Source organism: Deinococcus aerius, from assembly GCF_002897375.1.
GTDB classification, from domain to species: Bacteria; Deinococcota; Deinococci; order Deinococcales; family Deinococcaceae; genus Deinococcus; species Deinococcus aerius.
Genome location: NZ_BFAG01000026.1, coordinates 1 through 15000 on the forward strand (window position 1 = coordinate 1; position 15000 = coordinate 15000).

General features: G+C 67.7%; 25 protein-coding genes and 1 pseudogene (1 of these 26 only partly in view). 3 read left to right on the plus strand and 23 right to left on the minus strand.

The features are described 5' to 3' along the window. Nucleotides 1–548, plus strand: a pseudogene (locus DAERI_RS21335) (ATP-dependent zinc metalloprotease FtsH); the annotation flags it as partial. Between the two features lie 47 nt (nt 549–595). Here DAERI_RS21335 and DAERI_RS21340 read toward each other — a convergent pair. The 4 genes from DAERI_RS21340 to DAERI_RS21355 all read right to left on the minus strand — a co-directional run bounded on the left by DAERI_RS21340 (nt 596) and on the right by DAERI_RS21355 (nt 3875). Next, nucleotides 596–1783, minus strand: coding sequence for a mechanosensitive ion channel family protein (locus DAERI_RS21340; RefSeq protein ID WP_103131464.1), 1188 nt, complete (start codon nt 1781–1783; stop codon nt 596–598). A 48-nt stretch (nt 1784–1831) separates the two neighbouring features. Continuing rightward, nucleotides 1832–2875, minus strand: a complete 1044-nt coding sequence (plsX, locus tag DAERI_RS21345; RefSeq protein WP_103131465.1) for a phosphate acyltransferase PlsX — start codon at nt 2873–2875, stop codon at nt 1832–1834. After that, the gene (locus tag DAERI_RS21350; protein ID WP_103131493.1) at nt 2865–3446 is read right to left on the minus strand and encodes a LabA-like NYN domain-containing protein; all 582 of its coding nucleotides are present in this window, start codon (nt 3444–3446) and stop codon (nt 2865–2867) included. The genes plsX and DAERI_RS21350 overlap by 11 nt, the downstream gene beginning before the upstream one ends. A gap of 81 nt (nt 3447–3527) precedes the next feature. Next, nucleotides 3528–3875, minus strand: a complete 348-nt coding sequence (locus DAERI_RS21355) for a DUF309 domain-containing protein (protein WP_103131466.1) — start codon at nt 3873–3875, stop codon at nt 3528–3530. Nucleotides 3876–3969: 94 nt separating this feature from the next. On the opposite strand from DAERI_RS21355, the gene trxA reads away from it, so the two are divergent. Further along, on the plus strand, nt 3970–4305 hold the full coding sequence (trxA, locus tag DAERI_RS21360) for a thioredoxin (protein ID WP_103131467.1): 336 nt from the start codon (nt 3970–3972) through the stop codon (nt 4303–4305). Between the two features lie 49 nt (nt 4306–4354). On the opposite strand, the gene DAERI_RS21365 is transcribed toward trxA, so the two are convergent. Next, a complete protein-coding gene (locus DAERI_RS21365; protein ID WP_103131468.1) occupies nt 4355–4927 on the minus strand; it encodes an RBBP9/YdeN family alpha/beta hydrolase in 573 nt (190 codons plus the stop codon). Nucleotides 4928–5027: 100 nt separating this feature from the next. Between DAERI_RS21365 and DAERI_RS21370 the strand changes: the two genes are divergently transcribed. Beyond that, nucleotides 5028–5744, plus strand: coding sequence for a class I SAM-dependent methyltransferase (locus DAERI_RS21370; RefSeq protein WP_235610503.1), 717 nt, complete (start codon nt 5028–5030; stop codon nt 5742–5744). 39 nt (nt 5745–5783) lie between these two features. Here the strand turns inward: DAERI_RS21370 and rplQ are convergent, their stop codons facing one another. The 18 genes from rplQ to rplX all read right to left on the minus strand — a co-directional run. Then, on the minus strand, nt 5784–6134 hold the full coding sequence (gene rplQ / locus DAERI_RS21375; protein WP_019588662.1) for a 50S ribosomal protein L17: 351 nt from the start codon (nt 6132–6134) through the stop codon (nt 5784–5786). Between the two features lie 53 nt (nt 6135–6187). Next, entirely contained in the window at nt 6188–7186 is a 999-nt protein-coding gene (locus tag DAERI_RS21380; RefSeq protein ID WP_103131470.1) for a DNA-directed RNA polymerase subunit alpha, read from the minus strand. Nucleotides 7187–7197: 11 nt separating this feature from the next. Then, nucleotides 7198–7818 (minus strand): 30S ribosomal protein S4, encoded by a 621-nt coding sequence (rpsD, locus tag DAERI_RS21385; protein ID WP_103131471.1) that lies wholly within the window; start codon nt 7816–7818, stop codon nt 7198–7200. A 143-nt stretch (nt 7819–7961) separates the two neighbouring features. After that, on the minus strand, nt 7962–8357 hold the full coding sequence (gene rpsK, locus DAERI_RS21390) for a 30S ribosomal protein S11 (RefSeq protein WP_103131472.1): 396 nt from the start codon (nt 8355–8357) through the stop codon (nt 7962–7964). A 3-nt stretch (nt 8358–8360) separates the two neighbouring features. After that, on the minus strand, nt 8361–8741 hold the full coding sequence (gene rpsM, locus DAERI_RS21395; RefSeq protein WP_103131473.1) for a 30S ribosomal protein S13: 381 nt from the start codon (nt 8739–8741) through the stop codon (nt 8361–8363). A gap of 2 nt (nt 8742–8743) precedes the next feature. Beyond that, entirely contained in the window at nt 8744–8857 is a 114-nt protein-coding gene (rpmJ, locus tag DAERI_RS21400) for a 50S ribosomal protein L36 (RefSeq protein WP_103131474.1), read from the minus strand. Nucleotides 8858–8963: 106 nt separating this feature from the next. Beyond that, a complete protein-coding gene (gene infA, locus DAERI_RS21405) occupies nt 8964–9206 on the minus strand; it encodes a translation initiation factor IF-1 (protein WP_019588656.1) in 243 nt (80 codons plus the stop codon). Between the two features lie 122 nt (nt 9207–9328). Beyond that, the gene (locus tag DAERI_RS21410) at nt 9329–9922 is read right to left on the minus strand and encodes an adenylate kinase (RefSeq protein ID WP_103131475.1); all 594 of its coding nucleotides are present in this window, start codon (nt 9920–9922) and stop codon (nt 9329–9331) included. A gap of 149 nt (nt 9923–10071) precedes the next feature. Then, the gene (gene secY / locus DAERI_RS21415) at nt 10072–11400 is read right to left on the minus strand and encodes a preprotein translocase subunit SecY (RefSeq protein ID WP_103131476.1); all 1329 of its coding nucleotides are present in this window, start codon (nt 11398–11400) and stop codon (nt 10072–10074) included. Nucleotide 11401: 1 nt separating this feature from the next. After that, nucleotides 11402–11872: a 50S ribosomal protein L15 gene (gene rplO / locus DAERI_RS21420; RefSeq protein WP_103131477.1), complete on the minus strand. Its 471-nt coding sequence runs from the start codon at nt 11870–11872 to the stop codon at nt 11402–11404. Next, a complete protein-coding gene (gene rpmD, locus DAERI_RS21425; protein WP_103131494.1) occupies nt 11869–12036 on the minus strand; it encodes a 50S ribosomal protein L30 in 168 nt (55 codons plus the stop codon). Before rpmD ends, rplO begins: the two co-directional genes overlap by 4 nt. An 11-nt stretch (nt 12037–12047) precedes the next feature. Then, on the minus strand, nt 12048–12623 hold the full coding sequence (gene rpsE, locus DAERI_RS21430; RefSeq protein WP_165794329.1) for a 30S ribosomal protein S5: 576 nt from the start codon (nt 12621–12623) through the stop codon (nt 12048–12050). Then, a complete protein-coding gene (rplR, locus tag DAERI_RS21435; protein ID WP_103131479.1) occupies nt 12613–12951 on the minus strand; it encodes a 50S ribosomal protein L18 in 339 nt (112 codons plus the stop codon). Before rplR ends, rpsE begins: the two co-directional genes overlap by 11 nt. Then, the gene (gene rplF, locus DAERI_RS21440; protein ID WP_103131480.1) at nt 12951–13508 is read right to left on the minus strand and encodes a 50S ribosomal protein L6; all 558 of its coding nucleotides are present in this window, start codon (nt 13506–13508) and stop codon (nt 12951–12953) included. The genes rplR and rplF overlap by 1 nt, the downstream gene beginning before the upstream one ends. A 64-nt stretch (nt 13509–13572) precedes the next feature. After that, complete coding sequence (rpsH, locus tag DAERI_RS21445; protein WP_103131481.1) at nt 13573–13974, minus strand: 30S ribosomal protein S8; 402 nt, start codon at nt 13972–13974, stop codon at nt 13573–13575. A 177-nt stretch (nt 13975–14151) separates the two neighbouring features. Beyond that, a complete protein-coding gene (locus DAERI_RS21450; protein WP_026332626.1) occupies nt 14152–14337 on the minus strand; it encodes a type Z 30S ribosomal protein S14 in 186 nt (61 codons plus the stop codon). Nucleotides 14338–14346: 9 nt separating this feature from the next. Then, nucleotides 14347–14886, minus strand: coding sequence for a 50S ribosomal protein L5 (gene rplE / locus DAERI_RS21455; protein ID WP_103131482.1), 540 nt, complete (start codon nt 14884–14886; stop codon nt 14347–14349). Between the two features lie 62 nt (nt 14887–14948). Continuing rightward, on the minus strand, nt 14949–15000 hold the 3' end of the coding sequence (rplX, locus tag DAERI_RS21460; RefSeq protein ID WP_103131483.1) for a 50S ribosomal protein L24. 296 nt of this gene lie beyond the right edge of the window; the window shows 52 of its 348 coding nt (coding positions 297–348); the start codon falls outside the window, past its right edge — the gene reads right to left on this strand; the stop codon is at nt 14949–14951.

Below are 15000 nucleotides of genomic sequence, written 5' to 3' on the forward strand. Positions count from 1 at the left end.
CCCACCGGGTCGCTAAGCTCACCGTGGTGCCGCGCGGCCGGGCGGCGGGCTTCATGATGCCCGACGCCGACGACCGCCTGCATGTCACCCGCCCGGCGCTGGAGGACATGATCGCCGTGGCACTCGCGGGCCGCGCCGCCGAGGAGGTCGTGTACGGCGAGGTGACGACCGGTGCCCAGAACGACTTCCAGCAGGCGACGAACCTGGCGCGGCGCATGGTCACCGAGTGGGGCATGTCGCCGCGCATCGGCAAGGTCGCGCTCGCCACCGACGAGGGGAACTTTCTGGGCGGCGGCCCCCAGCCCCTCCCCATGAGTGAGGCGACCGCCTTCGCCGTGGACGAGGAGGTTCGCGCCCTCATTGACGCCGCCTACGCCCGGGCGCTCGATCTGGTGAGGGAGTACCTCCCCGCCGTCCACGAGATCGTGCGGGTGCTGATGCGCCGCGAGACCCTCAGCGGCGAGGAGTTCGCCACCCTGCTCGCGGGGGGAACGCTGGACGGGCCGTCTCCAGCGGGGAGTGGGGGACTGGCGCCACTGCCCGCTTGAAGTCAGTGGGTGGTGGCCTGTTCCACGGACCACTCACCACTTCCCACTTACGGCTGCAATTCCTCCTCCGGGTCGCGGGTGGTGCCGGGCCTGACGGGTGCCCGGGTGCGGTCCTGCTCCCGGCGCGGGTCGCGGCCCTCCAGCTCCTCGCGGGTGAGCTTGATCTCGATGGGGGCGCCGCCCAGCGTGATCGTGCGCTGGGGAAAGGGAATCTCGATCCCGGCCTGATCCATGGCGATCTTGATGCGGCGGTTGAACTCGCGCCCCACGGCGTACTGGCTCTTGGGCTGCACCTTGAAGAGGGCGCGCAGGGTCACGCCGTCCGGGGCGAGCTGCGTCACGCCCTGCATCTCGGGCTCCTCCAGGAAGTAGTGCGACCACTCGGGGTCGGCGTACAGCTCCTTGCTCACCGCCTCCAGCACCCGCAGCGCCTCGTTGACGTTGGCGGCGTAGGTCACAGCGACCTCGGCGACCACCCGCGACCAGTCCTTGCTGCTCACGCTGACGGTTTGAATCTGCCCGTTGGGGATGATGTGCAGGGTGCCGTCCAGTGCCCGCAGCGCCGTCACCCGCAGGTTCAGGCGCTCGACGCCGCCGCTCAGGCCCCCGTTGTTGATGGTGATTACGTCACCGATCCCGTACTGATCCTCCAGCAGGATGAAGAAGCCGGTGAACACGTCCTTGATCAGGCTCTGGGCGCCGAAACCCACTGCCAGGCCGAAGACCGACACGCCCGCGAGGAGGCTGGAGGCGTCCACCCCCAGTGCCTGAAGGCCCGCGATCAGGCTGATGATCACCACGACGGCCTTGAGGGTGCTCTCGACCACGCCCTTGAGGGTCTGCACCCGCACGCTGCGGCGGTTGAACTCCTCCTCGGCGACGATCCGGCCACTCAGCGCCCCGATCAGGTTCCAGGCGATGAGCGCGAGGGCCAGGATGACCAGGACCTGCCCCGCACTGTTGCGAAAGCCCTGCACGATGTCTTGGCCCAGGTCGAACAGCACGGGCACGCCCGGCAGATACACGACGTGGGTGGCGACCGCCAGCCAGGAGACGGCGACCGTCAGCAGCCACAGCCACTTCAGGCCGGTCAGCAGGGGGCGGCGCACGTAGGGTTCCAGCATGCGCAACACCACCCGCCCGAAGCGGTACAGGGCGTAGGCGACGAGCAGCGTGAGCCCCAGGCCCAACCAGACCTGGGGTTTTTGCAGTTGAAAGGTCAGTCCGTCCAGCATTCCCCCAGCCTCTCATGAGAAGGTGAGGAAGGCGAGAACGTCTGGGGTTTACCCGGCCTGCGGCGCCAGGGCTCCTTCCAGCCGCTCGATCAACTTGGCCTCATGGGCACGCGAGGCCCGCAGCAGGGCGTTCTTGACCGCCCGGGCGTCGGCGCTCCCGTGGCCGATAAAGGCCAGGCCGCGCACGCCGAGCAGGATGCTCGCCCCGTAGGTGCTGGGGTCCATCCGCTCGGCGAGCCCGCGCAGGGCGCCACGGACGAGGAGGCCGCCCACCTTGGTCCTCAGGTTGCCCCCCAGCGCGTCGCGCACCCAGCCGAACAGCACCTTGGCCTCGCCCTCCGCGAGCTTGAGGACCACGTTGCCGGTAAAACCGTCCGTCACGACGATGTCGGTGGTGCCCTGGAAGATGTCGCGGCCCTCGACGTTGCCGCGAAAGTGGATGCCCTTTCCGTTCAGCTCCCGCAGCAGGGCGTGCGCCTCCAGCACGAGCTGGCTCCCCTTGTGGTCCTCCTCGCCGATGGAGAGCAGGCCGACCGTCGGGTCCGTCTTGTCCTCCACGACCCGCAGGTAGACCGTGGCGAGCCGGGCCCACTGGGCGAGGTACCCCGGCTTCACGTCCGCGTTCGCGCCCACGTCGAGCAGGGTGACAAAGCCCTTCTTGCTGGGCAGGTGCGTGAGGATCGCGGGCCGGTCCACCCCCCTCAGCCGCCCGAGGGTCAGGAGTGCCGAGGCCATCGTGGCGCCGCTGTGCCCCATGCTGACGGCGGCGGCGGCCTTGCCCTCCTTCACCAGGCGGGTGCAGACGTTGATGCTGGCCCCGGTGCGGCTGCGGACATCGCTGGCGTGCTCGTCCATCCCGATCACATCGGGGGCGTCCACCACCCGCAGGGGCAGGCTGGCGCTCCCGGCGTGCTTGCCGAGTTCGGCGTGCAGGGCCACCCGCGGCCCCACGAGCAGCACGGGCACCCCGGCGCGGGCGGCCTGCACGGCACCCTCCACGTTGGGGGCCGCCCCGTGGTCCCCGCCGACCGCGTCGAGGGCGATGGGCAGCGTCGTGTCGGGCGTCGCCGGGGCGGCTGCCTCAGCGCTCATCGCCGTCCGTGAGGGGGGCGGTCACGTAGAAGGGTCGGCTGCCCTCGCCGCGCTGCTCGCTGGGCAGGCGGTAGCCGGGCCGCTCGACCTGCTCGCGGATGGCGCCCAGGTCCACGTACTCGTCGGCGGCGTTCCGCAACTCGTAACTCGTCATCTCGGGGATACTCGCCACGATCACCCGCTTGCCCCGCGCCCGCAGCACCTCGACCGGGCGCTCGAAGTCGCCGTCGCCCGTGAGCAGCACGGCGGTGTCGTAGCGGTCCTCGGTCGTCAGGAGGTCGGTCACGATCTCGATGTCGAGGCTGGCGCGGCGGTGGGTGTCGCCGTGTTCGTCGGTGCTCTCGCGCAGGGGCCGGGTGCGGACCGTGTACCCCATGTACGTCAGCGCGTCGATAAAGCGCTTCTGCTTGTCGTCCATGGGCATGGGCACGGCGGTGTAGTAAAAGGCGTTGTGCAGGGTGCCGCCCCCCCGGAAGTGCTCCAGGATCTTGCGGTGGTCGAAATTCCAGCCCAGCCGCTTGGCCGCCGCGTACACGTTGGCCCCGTCAATAAAGAGTGCGATTCGTTCCATCATCTGTCCTGACCTTTCATACGCCGGGCTTCCTTTGCTGACCGGCGGACACCTCCAGAATACGGGGGCCGGGCAGGGCCCTCAATCCTCTCCCCCTTCATCGCCGGTCAGAAGTCGGGGCCACCGGGCGGAGTCGTGGAGCGCGGCCCAGACCTCGGCGCGCAGCCGGTCGAGGTCCACGCCGCCGTACTCACCCGGCAGGCGGTCGAGGTACGCCTCCGCCTTGTGGTAGTTGCGGTGGGTCAGGCTGCCGTGGTGCCAGCGTTTGTGCAGCGCGGCGGCGAGCAGGATCAGCGCCTGGATGAAGTGCCGCTCGTCGCCGCTCGCCGCCCGCCACGGTTCCTCCCAGGCCTCGTGCGCCTCCCACCACTCGCCCGCCTCGAAGAGCCTGGCGCCCTCCCGCAGCTCCGCCCGCAACCCACCCGCCATACCCGCAGGCTACCCCCAGGAGCGATGAAAGGCGCGTTAGCCTCTGTCCATCTCGTCCCTATCCTCCCCCACGTGCGGGCGGTAGACTGCATTCATGAAGCCTATAGAACTCACCGACAGCAACTTCCAGAGCGAGACCGCTCAGGGCCTCACGCTGGTCGACTTCTGGGCCCCCTGGTGTGGGCCGTGCCGCATCATCGCCCCCGTGATCGAGGAACTCGCCGGGCAGTACGAGGGCCGCGTCAAGGTCGCCAAGCTCAATGTGGACGACAACCCAACGGTCTCCGGCCAGTTCCGCGTCATGAGCATCCCCACCATGATCCTCTTCAAGGACGGCCAGCCCGTCGAGGGCATGGTCGGCGCCCAGCCCAAGCGGGCCTTCGAGGCGCTGCTCGACAAGTACGCGCCCACCCCTGCCGCCGCCAACTGAACCTCCCGCACCGAAAGGGCCGCCTCTCCCCGGGGCGGCTCTTCTCCTGTTAAAAGCGCGTGATCTCTGGCGGGGTCCAGGCGTGCAACACCTCCGAGAGCAGCACCTCGCCCTCGGGCCACTCGCCGTGCCCACTCGCCACATTGATATGCCCGGCCTCGCCCGCCGTGATGAACTCTGCCCCCCAGGCCTCCGCGAAGGTCTGCGCCCGCTCGAAGCTCACGTAGGGATCGTTCCCGCTGACGACGACCAGGGCCGGAAAGGGCAGCGGGTCGAGCGGCACGGGGGCGAGCCGGAGGACGGCGGGGGCCAGGTTTGCCATGTCGGACTGCTCGGCATCGGTCGGGCTGACGAGCAGGGCACCCTTCACCCGCTCGTTCCCGCCGTACAGCCGAGCCCAGTGGACGATGGTGAGCACCCCACATGAGTGCCCGACGAGGACGAGGTCGCTGGGCGTCGCCTCGATGACCTGCTGAAGGCGGGCCGCCCAAGCCCCCGGTGTTGGCGTCTCCGGGTCGTCCTGCCGCACGCGAGCCGCACCAAACTGCTGGGTCCAGCGCGTCTGCCAGTGGTCCGGGCCGCTGTCGCCGAGGCCGGGGACGATCACGAGGGTGGGGGTCATGGGTTCAGGATAAGCCTGTTGCCGGACGTTTCGGGGGCCACTCGCCGCGATCATTGGGGAGATGCACAACGCAGAGTTTCACCATCCCCGACTGGTCCAGGTGTACGACGCGCAGTGTCGCTGGGGCGCCGATGATGACTTCTTTCTCTCGCTGGCAGAGGGGATATCACACGCCCGCATCCTTGACCTGGGCTGCGGCACGGGTCGGCTGACAGTGGCTCTTGCCTCAGCCGGACACGCGGTCACGGGCCTAGACCCTGCGCACGCCTCCCTGCAAGCCGCGCAGCGTAAGCCTGGCGCGGAGAAAGTGACATGGATCGCAGGCAAAGCCGCCGACGCCCCCACAGCCGCTTTCGATCTCGCCCTGATGACCAGCCATGTCGCTCAATTCCTGATGGGTGACGGCGAATGGGCCGACGCTCTCGCCAATCTTCACCGTGCCCTGGCCCCCGGTGGCCGCCTCGTCTTTGATACCCGCGATCCACAAAACCGCGTGTGGGAAGTCTGGGCTGCGGACCCCAGCAAGGACCACTACCGCCTGCCGGATGAGTCAGGCGTGGAAGTCTGGACCGAGGTTACCAAGGTGGAGGAAGGTGAACCAAGCGGGCCTCTCGTCACTTTCGTTCATCACTACACCTTCACGGACTCCCCAGAGGAACTCCTTTCACGCTCCACCCTCTGCTTCCGACCTGAAAAAACGCTGCGCTCGTCGCTGGAAGCTGCCGGGTTTGAAATCGAACACATCTTCGGCGGATGGCACCGTGAACCCGCCGGGCAGGGGGACGGCGAGTTGATTGTGGTGGCGCGGGCCAAATAGAAAAACCCCGCCGAAGCGGGGCCTGGGGCACGTCTGGAATCAGACGAGTTCGATCAGCGCCATGGTGACGCCGTCGCCGCGGCGGGTGCCGATGCGCAGGATGCGGGTGTAGCCGCCCTGGCGCTCGGCGTAACGGGGGGCGACCTCGTCCATCACCTTGCGGACCACGTCGTTGTCGTGGATGTCGCGGGCGACGAGGCGGCGGGCGTGCAGATCGCCGCCCTTGGCGGTGGTGATCAGCTTCTCAACGTAGGGGCGCAGCTCCTTGGCCTTCGTGAGGGTCGTCTGGATGCGGCCCTCGCGCAGCAGCGCGGTCGCCTGGGCGCGGGCCAGGGCGACGCGGGCGCTGCTGTTGCGGTTGAGCTTGCGACCGGCTTTGCCGTGACGCATGGGGGTCTCCTTGGGGGGCGCAGGCGCGGGCGAGGCTCACCCGCGCGCTGGGGTTAGTCTCTCAGGGCCAGGCCGAACTGGGCGAGCTGCTGCTTGATCTCGTCCAGGCTTCTCTCGCCGATGCCGGGGACCTTTTTCAGGTCGCGGTCGGACAGGGCGCACAGGGCGTCCACACTGTCGATGCCTTCCTCCTTGAGGGAGTGCAGCACGCGGGTGGTCAGGCCCAGGCCCTCCAGCGTCACGCGCGGCGTGTCGAGGTCGGCGGGGTACGGCTGGGGGTTGATGCTGAGTTCGGGCTGGCGCGGTAGGTCGTACCCGCTGGCGATGGACGCGGCGGGCGTGTACACCGGCTGCTGCACCTCGGGGGCGAGGGTGGGCAGCGTCTCCACGTTCCCGAACACGGTCAGCTCGTCGCGCAGAATCTCGACGGCCTTGTCGAGCGTCTCCTGTGGGCCGATGCTGCCGTCGGTCCAGACGCGCAGGATCAGGCGGTCCAGATCGGTCTGCTGACCCACGCGGGTGTTCTCCACGTGGTAGGCGACCCGCCGGACCGGCGAGAACACGGCGTCCACCGGGATCGAGTTGATGCGGTCCTTGGTGGCGTGCTTGTCGGCGGGGACGTACCCCTCGCCCTCCTCGACGCGCACCTCCATCACCAGCTTGCCGTCCTCGGCGAGCGTGGCGATGACGAGGTCGGGGTTGACGATCTCGGCGTCCGAGGGCACCTCGAAGGCGCTCGCCCGCACCACACCCTCCCCCTGAGCGCGCAGGGTCAGGGTCTTGGGGCCGGGGGCGTGGAACTTCACGACGAGTTCCTTGAGGTTCAGGATCAGCCGGATAACGTCTTCCTTGACGCCGGGGATGGTGGAGAACTCGTGGAGGACGTCCTCGATGTACACGCTCGTCACGGCCGTGCCCGGAATCGAGGACATCAGGATGCGCCGGATAGGATTCCCGATGGTGACGCCGTAGCCACGCGTGAGCGGTTCGAGCACAAACTCGCCGTAATCACCGTCGACGCGGGCCTTGAGTTGAGGGCGCTTTTGGTCCACTGGGGCCTCCGTTAACGCGAGTAGTACTCGATGATGAAGTTCTCGTTGATCGGCAGCGCCAGATCCTCGCGCGCGGGCAGGCGCACGAACGTGCCGCTAAAGGTGTCGGGGTTCAGCTCGATCCAGGGGCTCACGCGGCGGCGCTTCTGCGCCTCCATGTTCTCCTGGATAAAGCCCATCTGGCGGCTCTTCTCGGCGACCGTGATCTCGTCGCCGATCTTCACGCGGTACGAGGGGATGTCCACCTTCTTGCCGTTCACCAGCACGTGCCCGTGGCCGACGAATTGCCGGGCCTGGCGGCGGGTGCTGGCAAAGCCCATGCGGAAGACGACGTTGTCCAGGCGGCGCTCCAGCAGTTGCAGGAACACCGTGCCGGTCACGCCGGGCACGTTCGCCGCCTCCTCGAAGAGGTTGCGGAACTGCTTCTCGTTCATGCCGTACAGGCGGGCGAGCTTCTGCTTTTCCCGCAGGCGCACGCTGTAGTCGCTGGGGCGGCCGCGGCCCCGGCGCTGGCCGTGCTGGCCGGGCGCGTAGGGGCGCTTGTCGAGATACTTCTGGACTTTCTCAGTCTCCGCCAGGTTGATGCCCTCGCGGCGGCTGAGCTTGGTGATGGAACCACGGAAACGACCCATGTGTTAACTCTCCTTGCGGTGCGCGCCGACTGGGGCACGGCACCGGGTCTGCGGCCCTCTGGTGCCCGCCTCCTCGCCGGTGGTGCGGCTCTCTCACGGGGAGGTGGGGCGGAAGCGGGACAGGTGGGCGCGCGCAGTGCGCTTTAGGCGCGGAACTTCTTCTTGGGGCGGCAGCCGTTGTGGGGCACGGGGCTGTCGTCCATGATGGACTTCACTTCGATGCCGCTGGCCTGGATCGCGCGGATCGCCTGCTCGCGGCCCGAGCCGGTGCCGCGCACGATCACGTCCACGACGTTCATGCCGAAGGTCTGCTGGGCCTTTTTCACCGCGTCGGCGGCGGCGAGCTGGGCAGCGTAGGGGGTGCCCTTCTTGCTGCCCTTGTAGCCGATGGTGCCGCCGCTCGACCACGCGACGGAGTTGCCGTCGAGGTCGGTGATCGTCACGATGGTGTTGTTGTAGCTCGCGTGGACGTACGCGCGGCCCGCGCTGATGTTGCGCCGGGCGCGGCGGGGGGCCTTGCCTTTGGTGGGTTTCGCCATGGCTTACTTCCTCGTCGCTTTCTTCTTGCCAGCGACGGTCTTGCGCGGCCCCTTGCGGGTGCGGGCGTTCGTCTTCGTGCGCTGGCCGCGCACCGGCAGGCCGCGGCGGTGGCGCAGGCCACGGTACGCGCCGATGTCCATCAGGCGCTTGATGTTCTGGCCGACTTCCGAGCGCAGGTCACCCTCGACGCGGTAGGTCCGCTCGATGGCCTCGCGCAGGGCCGACTGCTCGGCCTCGCTGAGGTTACGGACGCGGGTATCGGGGTTCACCCCCGTGCGCGCCAGCACCTCCTTGGAACGGGTCAGGCCAATCCCGTAGATGTAGGTCAGGGCGATCTCGACGCGCTTCTCGCGCGGAAGGTCAACACCGGCAATACGCGCCATGTTTAGCCCTGCCTCTGCTTGTGCTTGACGTTGGTGCAGATGATGAACACGCGCCCGTGGCGGCGAATCACCTTGCAGTTGTCGCACATCCTCTTGACACTGCTGCGAACTTTCATGCTTCCTCCTCGCGCCGCCTCACGTCATGACCCATCATGGTCACGCGCCCGGCAGCGCTCGACCCCCCACGGGTGGGGAATCTGTTGGGTACCTGCGCCCGGTGATTTACTTGCGGTAGACGATGCGCCCGCGCGAAGTATCGTACGGGCTGATTTCCAGAACCACACGGTCGCCGGGCAGGATGCGGATGTAGTGAATCCTCATCTTGCCGCTGATGTACGCCAGAATGTCGTGCCCGGTGTCGAGCTTCACCCGGAACGTGGTGTTCGGCAGCGCCTCTTCGACCACGCCCTCGGCCCGTACGGTATCGGACTCTTCCTTCTTGCGCTTTTCCCGCTGTTCCGGCATCTTTCGTCTCGCCACGCAACCTCCAGGCTTGATACAAGCCAAAGGGGAAGTTAGCACGGGGGCCGGGCGGGCGGCAAGAGGAGCGGGAACACACTTCCTCCCGCTCCCCGGGGCCTGGACGCTCAGCGCATCGTCTGCTGAATCCGCCCGTACACCTCGTCCATCGTGCCCACGCCGTCCACGTGACGCAGGTGCCCGCGCGCCGCGTAGTAGTCGATGAGCGGCTGGGTCTGCTCGCGGTAGACCTCCTGGCGCCTGCGGGCGACCTCCTCGGTGTCGTCGCTGCGGACCGGCTCGCCAAGCAAAGCCGCCTGCCGCCCCCGCTCCACAATTCGCTCGATCAGCAGCTCGTCGGGCACCTCCAGCAGGGGCACGGCAGTGACGGGGGCGCCCAGCTCCTCCAGCAGCATGTCCAGCGCCTCGGCCTGGGCGCAGGTGCGGGGAAAGCCGTCGAAAATCACCCGCACGGGCTCCATCCCGGCCAGGCGGTCGCGGATCAGCGCGATCAGGATGTCGTCGGGCACGAGCTGCCCGGCGTCGAGAATGGGCCTCACCTGCTGCCCGAGTTCGGTGCCGCGGGAGACGTGGTCGCGCAGGATTTCCCCGGTGCTGATCTTGGTCAGGCCCTGCTCGCGGGCGAGGCGTTCGGCCTGCGTCCCCTTGCCCGCGCCGGGCGGGCCGAGGAAAATCACGACCTTGTTTCTGGGTTGAGTCATCGCTCCTCCTGTTGGGATGTACAGCATAGGGCCAGGGCAGCCCGGTGGGGACCGTCCTGCCCAGCCTTGTTCCCCCTGGGGTGACGATGGAATAGGGGGGAGACAGCAAAAACCGCCCACCACGGGGGTGAGCGGTCCAAGAAGGCGCGTTAGCTGTTCAGGCGACCGCGAATGCGGCCCTTGCTGATAAAGCCGTCGTAGCGCCGCACGGTGAGCTGAGCCTCAAGCTGCTTCAGCGTTTCAAGCGCCACCCCCACGATGATCAGCAGGCCGGTTCCGCTGAACTGGAAGGTCGAGATGCCCGTCGCCCGCTGGACGATCTGCGGAATCACCGTCAGGATGACCAGGAAGATCGCGCCCCAGAGGCTCAGGCGGCTGCTGATCCCGCCCAGGTATTCGGCGGTGGGCGCGCCGGGACGAACGCCCGGGATAAAGCCGCCCGCCTCGCGCAGTTGCTCGCTGATGCGCTTGGGGTCAAACTGCACGCTGTTGTACAGGTACGTGAACCCGAAGATCAGCAGGCCCTCCAGCGCGATGTACCAGGGGCTGCCGGGCGTCAGGTGCGTCTGGATGAAGGCGTTTACCGCGGGCGCCCGGGTGGCCGTCGCGCTGGCGATCAGGTTGGGGATGATCAGCATGGCCGAGGCGAAGATCACCGGGATCACGCCCGCCTGGTTCACCTTGATGGGGAGCCAGGTGGCCTGCCCACCGAGGTTGCGGGCGGCACCCGCCGGAGCCCCGCCGCGCGCCCGCGCGTAGGTGACGGGCACCCGGCGCTCGCCCTGATACACATACACAATCCCGGCGATGGTCGCCAGAATCACCAGGATGAAGAAGGCGAGACCCAGGATGGACTGGTCGGGGTTGGTGCGGAACAGCTGGGCCGTCGCGCTGACCTCGTGCGGGTAGCGGGCGATGATGCCCGCCGTGATGATCAGGCTGATGCCGTTGCCGACGCCGACCTCGGTAATGCGCTCGCCGATCCACATGGTGAAGGCGATGCCCGCCACCTGCGTCAGCACCATCACGAGGACCGTAAAGAGGCCGGGGTCCCAGCCCACCGCGATAAAGGCGGGATTGTTGGTGATGTACAGCGAGAAGAAGAGCGCCTGCGCCGCGCCGAGGCCGATGGCCGCGTAGCGGGTGTACTGGTTGATCTTCTTGCGGCCCTCCTCGCCCTCCTTGCTGAGCTTTTCGAGCGAGGGAATGGTCGTGGTGAGAAGCTGGATCACGATGCTCGCCGTGATGTACGGCAGCACGCCCAGGGCGAAGATCGAGAACTGCGAAAGATTGCCGCCCGAGATCAGGCTGATCAACCCGAAAAGGCCACCCGTGGTGGCCTGTTCGAGAGCTGCCGTGTTCACGCCCGGTGTCGGGATGGTGCTTCCGAGGCGGAACACGGCGAGCAGCAGCAGGGTGAAGACAATCTTCCGCCGAAGGTCCGGAATCCGGAACGCGTCGCGGAAGGCGCGCAGCATGTTAGCCCGCCTGCTCGGTCGGCTCGGCGTCCGTGCCCGCCGCGGCGATCACGACCCGGCCACCCGCCGCCTCGACGGCCTGGATGGCCGCCTGGCTGGCCGCGTCCACGTGAACGGTCACGGCGCGGGTCACCTCGCCGCGGGCGAGGAGCTTGACCGGGCGGTTCTTGCGGCGCACCAGGCCCGCCGCTTCCAGCGCGGCGCGGTCCAGGGTGTCGCCCTCGACGCCCGCGAGCTGCGAGAGGTTGACGACCTCGTAGGTCGTGCCGACGTTGTTGAAGCCGCGCTTGGGCAGGCGGCTGATCAGCGTGCTGCGGCCACCCTCGAAGAATTGGCCCTTGCCCGCGCCGCTGCGCGCCTTCTGGCCCTTGTGCCCGCGTCCGGCGGTCTTGTCGGTGCCGCCGGGGCCGCGGCCCACGCGCTTGCGGTTCTTGCGGCTGCCGGGCGCCGGAGTCAGTTCGTGGAGCTTCACGCTTCCACCTCCACCAGATGCTGGACGGTCTTGATCATGCCGCGAATGCTGGGCGTGTCCGCCAGTTCACGGCTGTCGCCGATCTTCCGCAGGCCGAGCGCCTTCACGGTCTCGACCTGGTTCTTGGGGCGGCCAATCACGCTGCGCCGCAGGGTCACCTTCACGGTCGTACCAGTCACTGGACACCTCCCGCCTGGGCCGCCCCGGCCTCGGTGGTGGCGGAGTTCGCCATGGGGCCCGCCACCCGGGGCTGGATGTCCGTGCCGCGCAGCGCGCGCACCTGCTTGGCCGTGCGGAGGTTCTTCAGGCCGTCGAACACCGCGTAGGCCACGTTGACCTTGTTGCGGCTGCCGAGTTCCTTGGAGAGCATGTTGGTGATGCCCGCCAGTTCGGCGATGGAGCGGGGCACGGTTCCGGCGATCACGCCCGTACCGGGACCCGCGGGCTTGAGCAGCACGCGGCTGGTGGAGTTCTCGCCGACGATGTCGTGGGGAATCGTGCCGTTCTCGACGGGCACGGTGATCATGTTCTTGCGCGCGATGGCCTTGGCCTTTTCAATGGCGACCGGCACTTCCTTCGCCTTGCCGATGCCCATGCCCACGCGACCGTTGCGGTCCCCCAGGATCACGAGCGCGGCGAAGCGGAAGCGGCGACCACCCTGATAGGTCTTGGACGTGCGGTTGACGAACAGCATCTTCTCTTCGAATTCGCTGGTCTCGCGCTCGCGGTCATTCCGACGGTTAAAAGTCAAGGCCACCCTCCCGCGCCGCGTCCGCGAGCGCTTTCACCCGGCCGTGGTACTTGTACTGCCCTCGGTCGAAGACGACCTTCTTGACACCCTTGGCGGCGGCAGCCTCGGCCAGAGCCCGGCCGACCGCGGCGGCGGTGTCGGTCTTCGTGCCCGTCTTGACGGCGCTGCTGCTGGCCGCCGCGAGGGTCGTGCCGGTCTTGTCGTCGATGATCTGGGCGTAGATGTGCTTGCTGGAGCGGAACACGCTGAGGCGCAATCTCTCCCCGGCGGCGACGCGCACCTTGCGGCGAGCGCGCAGCTTGCGGCGAATGGCAGTCTGGGTCGCCATTACTTCTTCCCTTTCCCGCCCGTGGCGCCAGCCTTACCGGCCTTGAGGCTGATCTGCTCACCGACGAAGCGCACACCCTTGCCGTGGTAGGCGTCGGGCTTGCGAACCTTGCGGACGTTCGCGGCGACCTGGCCGACGAGCTGCTTGTCGATCCCGCTCACGTCGATGCGGGTGGGCTCGGGCACCGTGAAGGTCACCCCGGCGGGCGGCTCGATCACGACCGGGTGGCTGAAGCCGATGGTCAGCTCCAGGTTGCGCCCGGCGAGGCGGGCACGGTAGCCCACACCGCGCAGTTCGAGGTTGATGGTGTAGCCGTCGCTGACACCCTTCACCGCGTTGGCGACGAGGGTGCGGGTCAGGCCGTGCAGGGCGCGGTGCTCCTGGCGGTCGCTGGGACGCGTCACGAGAATCTGCCCGTTGTCGTTGCTGATGTTCAGGGCCGTGTTGTAGGGAACGCGCAGTTCCCCCTTGGGGCCCTTGACCGAGAACACGCCGTTGGCGATGGTCGCGGTCACGCCGTTGGGCACGGCGATGGGTTGCCTACCGATGCGGGACATGACTGTCCTCCTTCATTCCTTAAGTCGTGAACCGCCTTGGGTTCCGAGGTCAGGTCTAGATGCGTTACCAGAGGACGCAGATAACTTCGCCGCCGACGCCCTGCTTGCGGGCCTCGCGGTCGGGCAGCAGGCCCTTGGAGGTCGAGACGACCGCCAGGCCCAGGCCGCGCTGGATGCGGGGCAGGTTCTCGGCGCTCACGTACGCGCGGCGGCCGGGACGGCTGACACGCTCGATGTGCTTGATGACCTGCTCACGCTTGGCGCCGTACTTCAGGGTGAGGCGCAGCACGTCGAACTTCTGGCCCTCGGGCCGGATGCGCTCGGCGGAGGCCACGTAGCCCTCCTGCACGAGCAGCCGGGCGAGCTGCTCCTTGAACTTGGAGGCCGGGATGTCGACGCTCTCCTTGTAGGTGCGCGTCGCGTTGCGAATGCGCGTGAGCATGTCGGCGATGGGATCACTCAGCATGATGCCTCCGGGGGCACGGGGGCCCCGGGCGGGGGGGAGACGGCCCTTGGGCAGCCTCCCGAGTCTTCCCAAAGAAAGTGGTCCTGCCCCAGCGGGCGGGCACTTCTTCTGTTGGGTCCTTCTCCCGGGTCTGGACGATCACCACCCAAGGGGAGCGGTTCGTATCCAGGTGGGGTCTTACCAGCTCGCCTTTTTCACGCCGGGCAGTTCGCCCTTGTGCGCGAGCTCGCGGATGCAGATGCGGCACATCCCGAAGAAGCGGTAGTAGCCACGCGCGCGGCCACAGCGGCTGCAACGGTTGTAGTTCTGCACGGCAAACTTGCTGCCGCGGGCCGCCTTCACAACTTTAGAGGTATTCGCCATAGCCTGTCCTTACTTGCGGAACGGAAGACCCATCGCTTGCAGGAGCGCGCGGGCTTCCTCGTCGGTCTTCGCGGTGGTCACGATGGTGATGTCCATGCCGCGCACCTTGTCGACCATATCATAGGTGATCTCCGGGAAGATCAGTTGCTCCTTGATGCCGAGGTTGTAGTTGCCGCGGCCGTCAAAGGCGTTGGGGTTGATCCCGCGGAAGTCCCGAATCCGGGGCAGGCCGATGTTGATCAGCTTCTCCAGGAACACGTACATGCGCTCGCCGCGCAGCGTGACCTTCACGCCGACGGGCATGCCCTGGCGCAGCTTGAAGTTGGAGATGCTCTTCTTCGCCTTGGTGATGATGGGCTTTTGCAGGGCGATCAGGGCGAGTTCGCGGGCCGCCTTGTCGATGGCCTTGGAGTCTTCCTTGGAGGAGCCCAGGCCCTCGTTGATCACGATCTTCTCGATGCGGGGCACCGCCATCACGCTGGAGTAGCCGAACTGCTGCATCAGCGCGGGGCGCACCTGCTCGTTGTACTTCGCTTTGAGCGTCTGCATGTCTTGCCTCTCTTCGGGCGGGCTTCGTCGCCCGGGATCACGCCGGAGGCGTGGCCCTGAAATCAGTCGATGACCTTGCCGCTCTTGACCGCGACGCGGACCTTCTTGCCGTCC

Coding starts and splice junctions, on each gene's coding strand:
- DAERI_RS21340 (WP_103131464.1), bottom strand. CDS start 1,783: ATGCTGGACGGACTGACCTTTCAACTGCAAAAACCCCAGGTCTGGTTG.
- plsX (WP_103131465.1), bottom strand. CDS start 2,875: ATGAGCGCTGAGGCAGCCGCCCCGGCGACGCCCGACACGACGCTGCCC.
- DAERI_RS21350 (WP_103131493.1), bottom strand. CDS start 3,446: ATGGAACGAATCGCACTCTTTATTGACGGGGCCAACGTGTACGCGGCG.
- DAERI_RS21355 (WP_103131466.1), bottom strand. CDS start 3,875: ATGGCGGGTGGGTTGCGGGCGGAGCTGCGGGAGGGCGCCAGGCTCTTC.
- trxA (WP_103131467.1), top strand. CDS start 3,970: ATGAAGCCTATAGAACTCACCGACAGCAACTTCCAGAGCGAGACCGCT.
- DAERI_RS21365 (WP_103131468.1), bottom strand. CDS start 4,927: ATGACCCCCACCCTCGTGATCGTCCCCGGCCTCGGCGACAGCGGCCCG.
- rplQ (WP_019588662.1), bottom strand. CDS start 6,134: ATGCGTCACGGCAAAGCCGGTCGCAAGCTCAACCGCAACAGCAGCGCC.
- rpsD (WP_103131471.1), bottom strand. CDS start 7,818: ATGGGTCGTTTCCGTGGTTCCATCACCAAGCTCAGCCGCCGCGAGGGC.
- rpsK (WP_103131472.1), bottom strand. CDS start 8,357: ATGGCGAAACCCACCAAAGGCAAGGCCCCCCGCCGCGCCCGGCGCAAC.
- rpsM (WP_103131473.1), bottom strand. CDS start 8,741: ATGGCGCGTATTGCCGGTGTTGACCTTCCGCGCGAGAAGCGCGTCGAG.
- rpmJ (WP_103131474.1), bottom strand. CDS start 8,857: ATGAAAGTTCGCAGCAGTGTCAAGAGGATGTGCGACAACTGCAAGGTG.
- infA (WP_019588656.1), bottom strand. CDS start 9,206: ATGCCGGAACAGCGGGAAAAGCGCAAGAAGGAAGAGTCCGATACCGTA.
- DAERI_RS21410 (WP_103131475.1), bottom strand. CDS start 9,922: ATGACTCAACCCAGAAACAAGGTCGTGATTTTCCTCGGCCCGCCCGGC.
- secY (WP_103131476.1), bottom strand. CDS start 11,400: ATGCTGCGCGCCTTCCGCGACGCGTTCCGGATTCCGGACCTTCGGCGG.
- rplR (WP_103131479.1), bottom strand. CDS start 12,951: ATGGCGACCCAGACTGCCATTCGCCGCAAGCTGCGCGCTCGCCGCAAG.
- rplF (WP_103131480.1), bottom strand. CDS start 13,508: ATGTCCCGCATCGGTAGGCAACCCATCGCCGTGCCCAACGGCGTGACC.
- rpsH (WP_103131481.1), bottom strand. CDS start 13,974: ATGCTGAGTGATCCCATCGCCGACATGCTCACGCGCATTCGCAACGCG.
- DAERI_RS21450 (WP_026332626.1), bottom strand. CDS start 14,337: ATGGCGAATACCTCTAAAGTTGTGAAGGCGGCCCGCGGCAGCAAGTTT.
- rplE (WP_103131482.1), bottom strand. CDS start 14,886: ATGCAGACGCTCAAAGCGAAGTACAACGAGCAGGTGCGCCCCGCGCTG.